Source organism: Bacillus haimaensis, assembly GCF_048270625.1.
Taxonomy (GTDB): Bacteria; Bacillota; Bacilli; order Bacillales; family Bacillaceae_I; genus Sutcliffiella_A; species Sutcliffiella_A haimaensis.
In genome coordinates this window covers 368,559-382,418 of the sequence record NZ_CP158164.1, presented here as the reverse complement: position 1 = coordinate 382,418, position 13,860 = coordinate 368,559, and the positions used below count along the sequence as shown (strand labels likewise).

The following is a 13,860-nucleotide window of genomic DNA, read 5'->3' as shown; positions in this document are numbered from 1 at the left end:
CATTTAAAAGAACTTTATAAAAAAAACCACTCAGGAAAGAGTGGCTAGATATTTCTTGTTTGGATGATTTCTTTATAGCGTTTTGCACTATCTTTAAGGATTCTTTCCTGTGTCTCAAAATTGACATAGACGATTCCAAATCGCTTGTCGTATCCGAACGCCCATTCAAAATTATCGAATAAGGACCATAGGAAGTATCCGGCAACGTTCATTCCTTCATCGTTCAGTTCCGCTACAGCTTTAATATGCTTTTCAACATAGTCTATACGCTCTTTATCATGGACACATCCGTTCTCAACGAAGTCGTCATACGCCGCACCGTTCTCGGTTATATAGATTGGCAGATCTGTATAGTTTTCTCGCAGGCTTCTTATCAATTCCTTGAATTCCTTTGGAGAGATATCCCAACCCATTCCCGTTTTCGGATAGTCCGAGTAAGCGCCTTTACTCAACATTGGCGAGCTTGGATCAAACTCTACTAGTGACCTGCTGTAATAGTTGATTCCAAAGAAATCACATTCCGTCGATATTGTCTGTAGGTCTCCTTCCTGGATGAAATCAAAGTTATGAATCAATTTTGAGAACAAATTTATCATATCCATAGGGTAGGAACCTTTGAAAATTGGATCCAGGAACCATCGGTTGGCATAGCCGTCCGAATTATTTCTTGCTATTTGGTCATTGAATGTATCCGTAGGTGCATACGCCGGTGCAAGGTTAAGTGTAATCCCGATCGGTGTAGAGGAGCTGAATTTTCCTTTTAACAATTTAACCGCTTCACCATGTGAAAGTAGAATATGATGGGCTGCTTTTACTCCCTCTTCAAGGTTCGTAGACCCGGGAGCATGATGCCCAAGATGGTAGCTCAGGAAGCTCGCACACCACGGCTCATTGTGGGTAATCCAGGAATAGACCAGTTCATCAAGTTCCTCATAGCATTTTTCTGCGAATTCCATAAACCATGAAACTGATTCGCGGCTAACCCAGCCCCCCTGCTCATGAGCCCACATTGGCAGGTCCCAATGATATAACGTAACCATCGGCTTGATTCCGGCATCCAGTAACCCATGGATCAACTTCTTATAAAAGTCCATCCCCTCTTGGTTATAAACACCTTGCTGGGGGAAAATTCTTGGCCAGGCAATGGATAGACGATACGAATCCACACCAAGGCTTTTGATAATGTTGATATCTTCTTCATAGCGGTGATAATGATCACAAGCAATATCACCTGTATCTCCATTCCACACTTTCCCTGGCGTCCTTGAAAAAGCATCCCAGATGGAGGGAGTACGACCTCCTTCATCGTGCGCTCCTTCTATTTGATAGGAGGATGTTGCTGTTCCAAAAATAAAGTCTTTTGAAAAACTTGACATGCCGATCACCTCTTCTATTTATCTAGTTGTATATTGTCTAAAATCTATTCTTTTACTGAACCTGCTGAAATACTGCTTATGATGTATTTTGATAGGAACAAGAAGATGATCATAATTGGTACAACCGATATCGCTATTCCTAAATACATAGAACCTAGATTTTCTGCTACCTTTGATCCTCTCAAGAAGCCCATCATTACAGGTAAGGTGTACTTTTCCGGACTGAATAAGACAACTAACGGAACGATGTAGTTGTTCCAAGATCCGATAAAGGTGAAAATACCCATTGTAGCTACTGCCGGCATCATGATAGGTAAGCCTATCGTATGAAAAATTCTTATTTCACTTGCTCCATCCATTCTGGCAGCTTCCAATAATGTCGGATGCAGGGTGGAGACAAGAAATTGTCGTAGGAAGAAAACAACGAATGGACTCGCTATAGCTGGAATAATTAATGGAATATAACTATCTAATGTACCTAGAGTTTTGTTAAGGTCATAAAAACCGATCAGGCCAAGCTGACCTGGTACCATCATCAATATTAAAACGGATACGAATAGAAAGTTCTTTCCTTTGAAGTTATAGATTGCAAACCCATACGCCGTCAGTGCAGAAAAGTATGAGCTTAATACCGTTACACAAATTGCGATAAATACACTATTACCGAAGCCTTGCCATATATTGACGAAGCTTATCAATCTTTCATAATTTTCCATAATGGAAGTGCCAGGCAGCAGGGTAAATCCTTCACGCAGGATTTCCGAATTGGACCTGGTGGCATTGATGACCATCATATAAAAAGGGATAAAGCTAATAATCGCAAGCAATATTAAAAGCCCGTATAGGAGGCTTTTGATAAAAATCCTTTTATTCACACTAACTCACTCCTAATCCATGCTTTTGCGGTACATAGCTTTAAATGTTGCAAACGAGAAGATTAACGTAATCAAGAATAATCCGTATGCGACCGCTGCGGCGTATCCATAGTTGTTAAATTTAAATGCCTGATTATACATATATAAAACCATCGTGTTCAAAGATCCTTGCGGCGCACCCATTCCATCCGTCAATAACATCGGGAGCTCGAAAATCTGCAATCCGCCTATTAAAGAAGTAATCATAATGTATAACATGATCGGCTTAAGCAAAGGCAAGGTAATATGGAACAATGTTTTCCAACGGTTGGCTCCATCGATAAGTGCTGCTTCATAATAATCTTTTGAGATACCTGAAATACCAGCCATTAAAACGATGAATGTATGGCCAAACCACATCCAGGCTCCAATAAGAGCAACGGACCATTTTGCTGTAGTAGGATCGTTCAGCCAGTTAATTGGCTGTGAAATAATCCCTAAATCCATCAATAGATGATTCAATGTACCATGATGCCATCCTAGTAAAATACCAAACAGTAAGGCTACCGAAGCAATGGTTATCAGGTTGGGAAGATAAAGTACCGCCCGGAAGAAGCCGAGGCCTTGCATTTTCATGCGAATATCGGAGAACAAGATGGCAAGCCCCAATGCAATCAGCATTTGAAAGAAGAAGTTGACTCCCCATATGTACCAAGTATTAAAAAATGCTTGTAGAAAGTAGCTGTCAGTCAGTAGTCTTGTATAGTTAGCCAATCCAATAACATCAGGTACTCCCATACCGGAATAGTTGGTAAAACTATAATAAAAGGTTAATAGTATTGGATAGATGCTAAAAATGGCAAAGACGATAAAAAATGGCAGGATGAACAGGTATCCATAATGATCTTTTTTCTTCAAAGTAATCGCCTTCCTTCTTTAAATGATGCGATGGGAGCCAATTTTTCACCCCCACCACATCCATTTGTTGCATTATTCAGGTGTTTTGATATCCGGATATGCATTTTTCACTAAACGATAGAACTCTTCAATTGCTTCTTCTTTCGTTTTCGTTCCTTCCACATACTCCCCAACCATGGATCCGAAGAATCCGTCGATCTGTTGATCATATCTTGTAACAGTACCTGGGTTGATGTTTTGTGCTTCCTCCAAGAAGAACGTATAGTTATTTTGTCCCCCTAAGAATGGCTCTGAAAATTCACCTTTAATCTTTTCAGTAACAGGCAGGTACGACAAGACATCTCCCGTTTCTGTTGCCCAATCTGTTAAGAACTCTTCGTCATGAGTCATCATTTGTACAAAATCCCAAGCTAGATCTTTATTGTCAGAGCCTTTATAGATTCCTAACCAAGTCCCACCCCAGAAATATGAGTTCGGGCCGTTTGTTACTGCCCAATCTCCAACAGTTTCTTCCGTATTCGTTTTCAAAACACTGTGAAGACCCCAAGTTGGTAGTGCGTATGCAAATACTTCTGTCTGATCTGAACTGTCCTCTTTCACTTCTTCCCAGCCTGCATTGTAATTGATCGGTTCATCCATTGCAGCAAACCAAGCCGGAGACCATTCCGGAGCAAATGCAGTCAAATCTTTATCTCTTAATTCTTTTGCATAATCGAAGTAATTGATTCTGCCTTCCGTAAGTACCAATTCATTATTTTCGTTCACCCATGGTTGTGGATCTTGACCTTGTGCAAACCAACGGACCGCCCCTTCATCCGGGAACAAACGGTATCCAGCTGATTTCATTTGCTCTCCAACCTCAAACAAGCCATCCATATCACTGAACATTTCACCAATTTTAGCGGGATCATCAGTACCTAAGACTTCATTGGCAATACTTCTTCTATAGAAGATTCCTCCAGGTGTCGTCTGCCAGGATACAGCTTTGATCTTTCCTTCCGAGTCTTTCCCAAGGTCGAATACATAAGGGATATAGTCTTCTTCCCAGTCTTGCACATTATATGGCTCCTGTGATAAATCTTCCCAATAGTCCTGTTCCACCCAATCCTTGATAAAAGCAAGTTCTCCTGTGAATACATCAGGTGCACCCTGACCGCTCTCCAGGACCGGACGTAATCTGGTTGGATAATCTTCAATCGGAATGATTGTAAGATCTACGGTAACGCCGTTCTTTTCCTTGAACACATTGATAGGTTCCTGCAACTCGTCAGTAAAAGACCAAACCGTCAAATCAGCTTTAGAAGATGTTTTGTCACTATTACAACCAGCAAAAATCGATAAAGAAAGAATTGCAGTAATCATTAATAATAAACTTTTCTTCAATTGAACTACCCCCATTAAGATTTCTTTTATTTTTATACTTTCACATTATTACTAAAGCGCTTTCGTAAATATCCATAAAATACTAAAGCGCTTTCGTAAACAATCAGACACAGGAAAGAGGATGTGTTAATCCTACAATCCTTGTTGAACTAGAGGAAAACAGTTCAGCCATTTATCGGCCTGCAAGAATCTCTTTCCAGCAACTCTACTGGTATGGTAATGGCTACACTTGTTTTTCTTTTTTCGTTGATTTGTGATAACAGTACATCTGCTGCTTGTGAACCAATCAGTTCCATATCCTGTCTGATGGTCGTTAAAGCAGGAGTAAGATGTTTCGCAATTTCAATATCGTCAAAACCGACTACAGAAATGTCTTCGGGTACTTTTAAACCTTTTGCCCTGATTGCTTTCATCGCCCCTAAAGCCATATTGTCCCCGGCTGCATACACAGCGGTAGGAGGGTCTTCCAAAGACAATAATGTATGCATTGCCTGTTCTCCTCCCTTTATGGAGAAGTACTCACCGCTTACAATATACGACTTGGGGATTTCAAGGTTGTGTTTTTCCGCAGCTCTTAAAAACCCTTTTAATCTTTCAGTACCTGCAAATGTTTCCTGATGACCAAAGATATGAGCAATTTTTCTATGGCCCAAAGCGTACAAATAATCGAAAGCCAGGACACTTCCATGGCTATTATCACTGTAGACCACACTTGACTTCGTACTGTGCATATCGATTACTACTGTTGGAACATTGGATTCCATTAATTTCTTCACTTCCGGATCATCCACAACTGAACATACAATGACTACTCCATCCACTCCTCTATACTGAAAGTGGTCAAGGTAGCTTTTCTTCTCATTTTGTATGTTCCTCGAAACAAAGAGCATATCATATCCAAATTGCTCAGCTCTTTGTTTGAAGCTTTCAATAACTGCGTTAAAGAATGGATGCTTCATTCCTCCACCGAGTGATTCCATGAAAACAACACCGATTGTCCATGACTTTTTGGTAGTCAATGTCCTAGCGTGGGAATTAGGGAAATACCCCATTTCTTCCACAGCTGCTAATACTTTCTTTTTGGTTTTATCACTCACATCTGTATAGTTATTTAAAACTTTTGATACAGTAGTGATAGAAAAACCTGTTTTTTTGGCAATGTCATAAATAGTTGTCATAATTTCTCCCTCACTCGAAACGAAAGCGCTTTCGAAATTTAGTATATGATACACATCACCCATAGTCAATGTCTTTTTTAGAATTGTTGAAAAACTTTTCAACCAATTCTTTTTATACTCTAACCTGAACCCTTTTCCCTTTTATTTCGTTATAATGAAGGAAAGCATATATGTTTTTTCTACAAGAAAGTAGGATCTACCATGTTAAAAATTGAGAATCTATCAAAACATTATAAAGAAACTGCTGCGCTCGATTTAATTAATTTAAGCATATCCAATGGCGTATTTGGACTTCTTGGACCAAATGGAGCCGGAAAAACGACATTGATGAGAATACTGGCAACGCTTTTGAATCCAACAGGCGGAGACATAAGGATGAACGCCATTTCTCTGACCCGGCATCCTGAAAAGGTACGTCATATGATTGGTTATCTTCCTCAGAGTTTTCACGTTTACCCCCAGCTGACTCCGATGGAGGTATTGGATTATGTGGCCGTGATGAAGGGCATCAGAAGTAAATCACTTCGTAAAAAGACCATACATGATCTGCTTGAAAGAGTGAATCTTCAGGAAAAAATCAATGAAAAAGTGAAGACCTTATCCCATGGGATGAAGCAACGGCTCGGTATTGCACAGGCATTCATCGGGAACCCCTCGGTCGTCATTCTCGATGAGCCTACCGTCGGGCTTGATCCGGAGGAAAGGCTAAGGTTCAGAAACCTTCTTTCCTCGGAAGGGAAAGATAAAGCTATTATTCTATCCACACATGTTGTAACAGATATTGAAAGCAGCTGCTATGAGATAGCCGTTTTGGATAGAGGCAGACTTGTTTTGGATGGGACCGTGGAGGATCTATCGGAGGAAGCCAAGGGTAAGGTTTGGGAGATGGACATGCATAAGAATGAACTTGTGCATCTTAAAGCGGAAAACTTGATCTATTCCATCAAGCAACAGCAAGGAAGCTTCGTAAAGGTAAGAATATTGACAGATGAAAAGCCCTTTTCAGGCGCCACCCTTACCACACCTGCTTTAGAAGAGGGATATCTTTCCCTGTTGGGGGATAGATCATGATTACTTATATTCGACACCTGCAGTTGGAGCTTACCTTCCTTTTCAAGAATTGGCTGTTTCTCATCGGTCCACTGCTTTATTTTGTTTCCATTTATATCTGGTTTACCTTTCAGGGACCATATCAAGCAGCACAACCCTTTTTACAGCGTTCAAATGAATTCCTGGCTGTTGGTCACACCGTATCTTTAGGTGTTATGTTTCTTGCAAGTGTTCTAAGTATCAGGAGGGAAAAGCAGACGGTTATGCTGGATTGGACAAATTCCCTGCCCACCTCCTATCGGGGAATCATACTAGCCAAATTCAGTGCCATCAATCTATACAGCCTGATCTATACGGTCATCTTCTTTGTATCTTTTACAGCAATTGGAATGATACAGGATGAGCCGTTGGATTTCCTGGCTGATCATGGTTGGGTGCTGGCACTTCAAAGCCAAGTATCCTACTTTGTATCGATTGCCCTAGGGATGTTTTTGGCTGCGATGATTCCAAACCGGATTGTCTATATCATTGCATTCTGTGCCTGGATGTTCGGTACTTTTTTCATGGAAGGTTTTATTATTCAAAAATATCAACTCTATTATTTGAAAACTTTTCACCTGAGTCAATTTTTTCTGGACCAAAACCAGTCAGAGGGCTGGGCCTTCAATTTGGCACAAAAGGAAGCATGGCTGTCCCGGATGTTTGTCTTCTTTTTCAGTTTGCTGCTCTTGAGTTTAACGGTGTGGAGATCGGGGACGAACCGTCTTTCTTCCAAAAAGAGAAGTGCAGCTATAGGTGTAGTGCTCATCGTAGTGTTGACCACCGCTTCCGCTGCTCCCTACACCAATCTATGGACAGAGAGAGTCACCAAATCGGAAAAGCTTTTCCGCCATGCAGTGAACCAGGAAAATCTGGAAGAATCAAAGACTGACTTTACTTCCTTTATTGAAACGGAGAACTATAGATTGGAAGTCGAACGTGTTGGCGACTCTACCATTCTCGTTGAATCCGAAATAAGATTGGACAGTTTGGAAGAGAACCGCTTAACCTTCACCCTTTATCCAACTTTTGAAATTTCTTCCATCAGATGGAACGGAAAAGATGTGGATTATCATAGGGAGAACAGCAACATCACGCTCGAAAACCTTGAGAACAATTTCTCCAACACCTTGTCTGTCACCTATCAAGGAACATTGAATGAATGGAGCTATTCATTCTCCAGAGAAAAAAACTTTGCTTTTCTGCAGGATGACAATATGTTTCTTCCTTCTTATATCGCCTGGTATCCAATTATGGGGGAATTTCCGGTATTTGAGAAATTCGTGAATGGTTCGACGAAAAATCTATTTACCAATTACTATCATCGTTCCGCAGAATTAAGCCGAAACATACCTCCGACCAATTTTTCCGTCACATTGAAGGGCTTTGAACAGCCTATTTACGGGACTTTTGAGGTAATCAGCAGACAGCCTGATGGGTCCATTCTAATTACAAGCAATACAACTCCAGGTTTGACCCTTTTCTCACAAGCAGGCTTGGTGGAAAAGAAATTGCCTTTTGGGACACATATTATCAGCATGGAAAAGCATGTGGAGCAGCTTGAGAAGGAATTGGGGGATCTTGACGGAATTCTTCCCTATTTGAACAGTTGGCTTACCATCAGTAATAGTTTTAAGGGAAAATTCGTGTATTTACCATCCCTGGAGTATACAGGTTCTGAAAGTTACTTTATCAATACAATCGATGATGCATTTTTTGCGGATGAAAGAAGCAGGCAGTACTTCTATTCTTATGGTCCTGAAGTCGTTAATCAAGACTTGTTCCTGGATGTAGAAGCGCATTTTATTACCGACCTTCTATTTAAGCATTATCCGCATAGTCCGTACGCTACTTCTGACGATTTCACGGTCTACCATGGGATGATCCAGGCATACCTGCTTGTAGTTTTCAAGGAATACTACCAATTCAGTTGGGAGGATTTCCAGCGGTTAGGTGGCTCAAATTATTGGAATCTCACTTCATTAGGCTACCTAGATCATGAAGAAGGCAGTACGATAGTGGAGAAGATGGATAACAGGCTTACACAAGAAGAACTTGCACCGGAGGAAGAAATAGTATTTCTGGTGGCAAAGGAATGGGAAAAAGGTAATAAAGAGAAAGTAAAGCAGTTTCTTCGTGAGGTCCACGAGGATATGAAGGCAAGCTCCACCCCTGGCTACAGTTATTACGACTGGAAAATTAAATGGAATAAGATAATGCGTAAATAATAGGAGAAAAGGACAAGACCAAAAGGAGGGACAGCCAGTGATCAGCGATGAACAGCTGCTCGAACAGATGGCAGAGGGCAACCAGGCTGCATTTGAAGCCTTTGTCCATCGATACCATGTACCGATTCACCAGTATGTGGAGAGACTATTAAAAGATTCAAAAAAAGCGGAAGATATCGTACAGGAGACATTTATCCGATTAATAAAACAGCTACAGATGAAGAAAATCCCTACCTATCCGAAGGCATGGCTTTATAGGGTGGCATCCAATCTTTGCAGGGATTATTGGCGAAGCGCCCAGTATCGCACGGAAGGTACAGCAAAAGAGGAAATGCCGATAGCTGTGGATCAGAAAGCCTCTGTCATAGAGATATATGAACGACAGGAAACACGTAAAGAAGTATTGGCATCCCTTAACACCTTATCTGATGCCCAGCAGCAGATTGTCGTGCTGCGGTTTTACCAGGATTTGAAACTGAAGGAAATTGCCGAAATACTGGATATCCCACTCGGAACAGTGAAGTCCAATCTGTTCCATGCCTTGAAGAAACTTAAAGGGGTATTATCGAAAGAATCGGAAAAGGAGGCGAAGAGAGATGAAGGACCATCAGCATCAGAACGACCAAGAGCTATATCAACTAGAGGATGAAATGAAGGACATGTTTTCTTCTTATGTAGTAAAGACGCCGACAAGTCAGGATACGAAAGCCTTACTTGCAGCTTTGCAGCCTGCTTTTAATCAAATAGCCGATGAAGATTTGGAAGAATTCCATTACGAAGCAATGAAAGCACCTTCGCTCTTTTACCAACTGAAGGCACAGGTTTCCTTTTACCAGTGGCATTTCTGGGTAGCAAGCATCATCATTTTCATCATGCTCACCCTTTATACTTCCAATGTTGATGTTTCAAGTGCACCTGTTTTCTATATGTTTGCCATCCCCTTATCCATGTTGGTAGGAGTATTTTATACGTATCAGACCTGGAACAAGCAGATGCGCACCATTGAAGGGATTACGCCATTTCCGCCTGCTTTACTTCTGTTAAGCAGAATGATTATCATATTTGCCATGAACCTACTTTTCGGTATAGTCAGCTCGATTTATCTCAGCTTTGCCATGGCACAGTTCCATTTACTTCCGTTTTTATTGCATTGGATTGCACCAGCCATTTTCATATTCGGAGTATTTGCCTATTTTATGATGAACAGAGGAGTGAAGATCGGATTCGGAATGGGGATCGTTTCATGGGTTGCCATTTTCATTGGAACCGTCATGGTCAGGGATATGTCCTATCGCCTGGATATCTCCTACAGCCAGATTGCCAGTATTCAAGGGTCATTGGTTATTCTGGGAACACTACTCCTTTTCCATGCTTTCAGAAAAAGTCTAGTACTTCAGTCAATGGAACAATAACGGGGGCATCAGCATGATTACGATAAAGGATCTGAATTGGAGCTATAAAAAATTTTCACTTTCCATTGATGAACTTACATTTGAAAAGGGTATAACGATACTTGTAGGTAACAATGGTTCCGGAAAGTCGACACTGCTTCATCTGTTGGCAACAGCCATCAGCGCATCTATTGGGTCCATTCATTACGACGAAGATACCATGGATAACAATCTTGCCCATGTTCGCAGCAAGATAGGCTTTGTCCCTACCGGCATTGAACTGTACCAAGACTATACCCCCTTTAAATTAATGTTGTATATGTCCCAGCTCAAAGGGATCGGAAAGGATTTTGCCATACAGCAAACAAAAACACTGCTTGGAATTTTCCACCTGGAGGATGTGGCCCAGAAAAAAATCAAGAGACTTTCCCAAGGGATGCAGCAAAGATTGGCACTTGCACAGGCATTCATTGGCAGGCCACGGTATATATTTCTGGATGAGCCATTAAACTTTTTGGATATCCATGAGCGAAAATGTCTGTTAAACTATTTAACAACCCTTTCTTCACATTGTGTCATTGTCGTGGCAACACATGAACTGAATGAATGGGAGGATATTTGCCACTCCGTCCTTTGGATGAACCGGGGAGAAGTCCTCTATTCGGGACAGAAGAGTATGTGGAAAGAAAACCTTCCTGCAAATGTATGGAAAGGGGAACTGCGAGACGAGGACTATGATGACTTTTCAAAAAGCATCTTATCGTGTATGCCGGCCGCCTTCCGGAACGCCTGCTTGTAAAATGCGCGTCACAACAGCAGCCCGCTCCAGGCTTTGCAAGGATTCCTCCTACCATGGAGGATGCGTTCTTCATACGTAAACAATCTATCAAAGAAGCTAGCAATTCTTAGCTTCTTTTTGTTTTTGATAATGGCTAAGGGAAAGGTGGTCTTCGAGAGTCTTCACTGAATTTCATGCAATGTCTGGCTCCGTCCGCTTTCACGGTTTTGAATTGTAATATTCTTTTCATATCTTTGTAATGGGCTTGTATTGTATAATTATTTTGGGAGATTCTTTGTGTTTTTAAAGGAGTTAATATAATGATTACACATTTTAAAAAGCTAGATTGGATATTGATTACAGCACTTGTTTTGTTATGTGTCTATGGATTGGTCATGATATACAGCGCAGGGATGCTTTTTGGCCTGGAGACCTACGATGATGCGAGTTATTTTTTTAACCGGCAGAAAGTCTGGCTCTACGTAGGAATTCCCGTTTTTATCACCGCCATTATTACTCCTTATAAGCTATACGATAGATTCACTCCACTCATGCTTGCAGTAATCATTCTCCTCTTATTATTAGTATTGATTCCTGGTATTGGAAAAGAAGTAAATGGAGCGAGAAGCTGGTTTCCAGTAGGAAGTTTCACCATTCAACCGGCCGAAATTGCCAAGCTTGGGATGTTGATTTATTTCGCAAGGGTTTATGCGCGGAAACAGCCATACATACATCAATTCAAAAAAGGTGTTTCTCCACCGCTTCTGGTTTTGGGGCTGATTTTCGTTCTGTTGATGCAACAGCCCGATCTCGGGACAGCCACCGCAATTATTGCAGGCTGTGGCGCGATATTGATTTGTTCAGGGGCAAAATTGAAGCATATTCTTTTATTGGGTACAGTTGCAGTCGGGGTAATAGGTCTATTAGCCACTACTGCCACCTACCGATTAAAACGCTTGACCTCTTTTGTCGATCCTTTTGCAGATGCAGGAGGAGATGGCTATCAATTAATCAACTCCTATATTGCCATTGGTGAAGGGGGATTGTGGGGAAGAGGCCTCGCTCAAGGAATACAGAAGCTTGGTTACCTTCCTGAAGCCCACACAGACTTTATCCTGGCTGTCATTTCAGAGGAATTGGGCATGTTCGGGGTAATATTTCTCTTTATTTTGTATCTAATCGTACTTGTTCGAGGGGTCCGCATTGGGGTAGCCATCAAAGATCCATTTGGTAAGCTGCTCGCATTCGGGATCACTTTTCAGATCAGCAGCCAAGTATTTATGAATGCCGGCGCTGTTAATGGAATGTTACCTATTACAGGAATAACCCTGCCATTTATCAGTTATGGTGGTTCTTCCTTACTTATCACGATTTTTGCTGCAGGAATTTTAGTCCACCTATCGAAACATGCAAAACTGGCTATTGAGGCTCGAGAGGAGACACAAACATCATGGGGACAGAAAATAACAAGCTAGAGTATAATCGAGTCGATTATACATTGTTATTTCTGCTGTTTTTACTTTTTATTATAAGTTTAGTGGCAGTATATAGTGCTTCGGGTCAGTATTTTGCAAATGACCCTTTTTACTTTCTTAAACGGCAGATTGTTTGGTACATCATCGGGGTTGGCATCATGGTTTCCATCATGTTCTTTGACTATGAACTGTTGGAGAACCTTGCCCTTCCCTTCTATACGCTCGGACTGATTCTATTGGTTGCCGTCGAGTTATTCGGTACGGTCCGAAACGGTTCACAACGTTGGATCAATCTTGGGGGGTTCATGCTGCAGCCTTCAGAGTTTATGAAAATATTTTTACTCATCCTTCTTGCAGCAGTCATCAATAAATGGATGAAGGAAAAGCATGAACTGGACTTTAAGACACCACCAATCGTAGTTATTAAACTGATTGCATATACGATGCCGCCTTTTCTTCTGATTTTGAAACAGCCAGACCTTGGTACGGCACTTGTTATCGCTGCAATCATGATTACGATGATATTCATCAGTGGGACGTCCTGGAAAGTGTTGTCGCTGTTAGCGGGATTCATTATTTCAGTATTAGGGACACTGGTCTATCTGCATAACTTTCATTTTGAGCTATTCACCAAATTTATCGAACCCCATCAGCTTGAACGTATTTATGGCTGGTTAAGCAGAGAGGAATACGCGTCCTCCTATGGATTCCAATTGACGGAAGCGTTAAAAGGGATTGGAGCAGGGCAAGTATCCGGACGCGGCCTGTTGCAGGGAGTCCAGTCACAAAGCGGAAGAATACCCGAGGTGCAGACGGACTTCATCTTTGCCTTGATCGGGGAGGAATTTGGATTTGTCGGGGCAACACTAGTTATTTCGATATATTTCATTATGATCTACAGATTAATCATGATTGCAATTAACTGTGATAATCCATTTGGCACCTACTTGGTAACCGGAGTCATCGGACTCTTTGCTTTTCAGATTTTCCAGAATATCGGTATGACTATCGGTCTTATGCCAATAACCGGTTTGGCTCTTCCTTTCATGAGTTATGGGGGCAGTGCTTTGCTGACCAATATGATTGCGATGGGAATTGTCATGAGTGTGAAGTACAGGACGAAGCAGTTTATGTTTGATTGATAGTTGTTTTGTAGTTTCATATAAGTAAAGGCTCGTTTTACCAGAAAC

The 13,860-nt window shown here is 41.4% G+C and carries 12 protein-coding genes; 7 read left to right on the top strand and 5 right to left on the bottom strand.

Going from position 1 to position 13,860, the window contains the following annotated elements; all coding sequences use genetic code 11:
- Positions 1-44: 44 nt before the first annotated feature.
- The 5 genes from ABN702_RS01680 to ABN702_RS01660 all read right to left on the bottom strand — a co-directional run bounded on the left by ABN702_RS01680 (position 45) and on the right by ABN702_RS01660 (position 5,709).
- Positions 45-1,376 (bottom strand): GH1 family beta-glucosidase, encoded by a 1,332-nt coding sequence (locus tag ABN702_RS01680; RefSeq protein ID WP_417899139.1) that lies wholly within the window; start codon positions 1,374-1,376, stop codon positions 45-47.
- 44 nt (positions 1,377-1,420) lie between these two features.
- Complete coding sequence (locus ABN702_RS01675; RefSeq protein WP_417899138.1) at positions 1,421-2,251, bottom strand: carbohydrate ABC transporter permease; 831 nt, start codon at positions 2,249-2,251, stop codon at positions 1,421-1,423.
- A 12-nt stretch (positions 2,252-2,263) separates the two neighbouring features.
- Positions 2,264-3,148 carry a carbohydrate ABC transporter permease gene (locus ABN702_RS01670; protein WP_417899137.1) on the bottom strand — a complete coding sequence of 295 codons (885 nt, stop codon included), beginning with the start codon at positions 3,146-3,148 and terminating at the stop codon, positions 2,264-2,266.
- Between the two features lie 72 nt (positions 3,149-3,220).
- Positions 3,221-4,531 (bottom strand): ABC transporter substrate-binding protein, encoded by a 1,311-nt coding sequence (locus tag ABN702_RS01665; protein ID WP_417899136.1) that lies wholly within the window; start codon positions 4,529-4,531, stop codon positions 3,221-3,223.
- Between the two features lie 164 nt (positions 4,532-4,695).
- Positions 4,696-5,709, bottom strand: coding sequence for a LacI family DNA-binding transcriptional regulator (locus tag ABN702_RS01660; protein WP_417899135.1), 1,014 nt, complete (start codon positions 5,707-5,709; stop codon positions 4,696-4,698).
- Between the two features lie 201 nt (positions 5,710-5,910).
- On the opposite strand from ABN702_RS01660, the gene ABN702_RS01655 reads away from it, so the two are divergent.
- The 7 genes from ABN702_RS01655 to rodA all read left to right on the top strand — a co-directional run bounded on the left by ABN702_RS01655 (position 5,911) and on the right by rodA (position 13,812).
- Positions 5,911-6,780: an ABC transporter ATP-binding protein gene (locus ABN702_RS01655; protein WP_417899134.1), complete on the top strand. Its 870-nt coding sequence runs from the start codon at positions 5,911-5,913 to the stop codon at positions 6,778-6,780.
- Positions 6,777-9,026 carry a hypothetical protein gene (locus ABN702_RS01650; protein WP_417899133.1) on the top strand — a complete coding sequence of 750 codons (2,250 nt, stop codon included), beginning with the start codon at positions 6,777-6,779 and terminating at the stop codon, positions 9,024-9,026. Before ABN702_RS01655 ends, ABN702_RS01650 begins: the two co-directional genes overlap by 4 nt.
- 37 nt (positions 9,027-9,063) lie before the next feature.
- Positions 9,064-9,675 carry an RNA polymerase sigma factor gene (locus tag ABN702_RS01645; protein WP_417899132.1) on the top strand — a complete coding sequence of 204 codons (612 nt, stop codon included), beginning with the start codon at positions 9,064-9,066 and terminating at the stop codon, positions 9,673-9,675.
- The gene (locus ABN702_RS01640) at positions 9,623-10,438 is read left to right on the top strand and encodes a hypothetical protein (protein ID WP_417899131.1); all 816 of its coding nucleotides are present in this window, start codon (positions 9,623-9,625) and stop codon (positions 10,436-10,438) included. The genes ABN702_RS01645 and ABN702_RS01640 overlap by 53 nt, the downstream gene beginning before the upstream one ends.
- Positions 10,439-10,451: 13 nt before the next feature.
- Positions 10,452-11,216 (top strand): ATP-binding cassette domain-containing protein, encoded by a 765-nt coding sequence (locus ABN702_RS01635; RefSeq protein WP_417899130.1) that lies wholly within the window; start codon positions 10,452-10,454, stop codon positions 11,214-11,216.
- Between the two features lie 299 nt (positions 11,217-11,515).
- Positions 11,516-12,670 (top strand): putative lipid II flippase FtsW, encoded by a 1,155-nt coding sequence (gene ftsW, locus ABN702_RS01630; RefSeq protein WP_417899129.1) that lies wholly within the window; start codon positions 11,516-11,518, stop codon positions 12,668-12,670.
- Entirely contained in the window at positions 12,646-13,812 is a 1,167-nt protein-coding gene (gene rodA / locus ABN702_RS01625) for a rod shape-determining protein RodA (protein ID WP_417899128.1), read from the top strand. The genes ftsW and rodA overlap by 25 nt, the downstream gene beginning before the upstream one ends.
- The last annotated feature ends 48 nt before the right edge of the window (positions 13,813-13,860 follow it).

What these genes read in the sequence shown, in the direction of transcription:
- ABN702_RS01655 (WP_417899134.1), top strand. Translation starts at nt 5,911, where the DNA reads ATGTTAAAAATTGAGAATCTATCAAAACATTATAAAGAAACTGCTGCG.
- rodA (WP_417899128.1), top strand. Translation starts at nt 12,646, where the DNA reads ATGGGGACAGAAAATAACAAGCTAGAGTATAATCGAGTCGATTATACA.
- ABN702_RS01680 (WP_417899139.1), bottom strand. Translation starts at nt 1,376, where the DNA reads ATGTCAAGTTTTTCAAAAGACTTTATTTTTGGAACAGCAACATCCTCC.
- ABN702_RS01635 (WP_417899130.1), top strand. Translation starts at nt 10,452, where the DNA reads ATGATTACGATAAAGGATCTGAATTGGAGCTATAAAAAATTTTCACTT.
- ftsW (WP_417899129.1), top strand. Translation starts at nt 11,516, where the DNA reads ATGATTACACATTTTAAAAAGCTAGATTGGATATTGATTACAGCACTT.
- ABN702_RS01660 (WP_417899135.1), bottom strand. Translation starts at nt 5,709, where the DNA reads ATGACAACTATTTATGACATTGCCAAAAAAACAGGTTTTTCTATCACT.
- ABN702_RS01650 (WP_417899133.1), top strand. Translation starts at nt 6,777, where the DNA reads ATGATTACTTATATTCGACACCTGCAGTTGGAGCTTACCTTCCTTTTC.
- ABN702_RS01640 (WP_417899131.1), top strand. Translation starts at nt 9,623, where the DNA reads ATGAAGGACCATCAGCATCAGAACGACCAAGAGCTATATCAACTAGAG.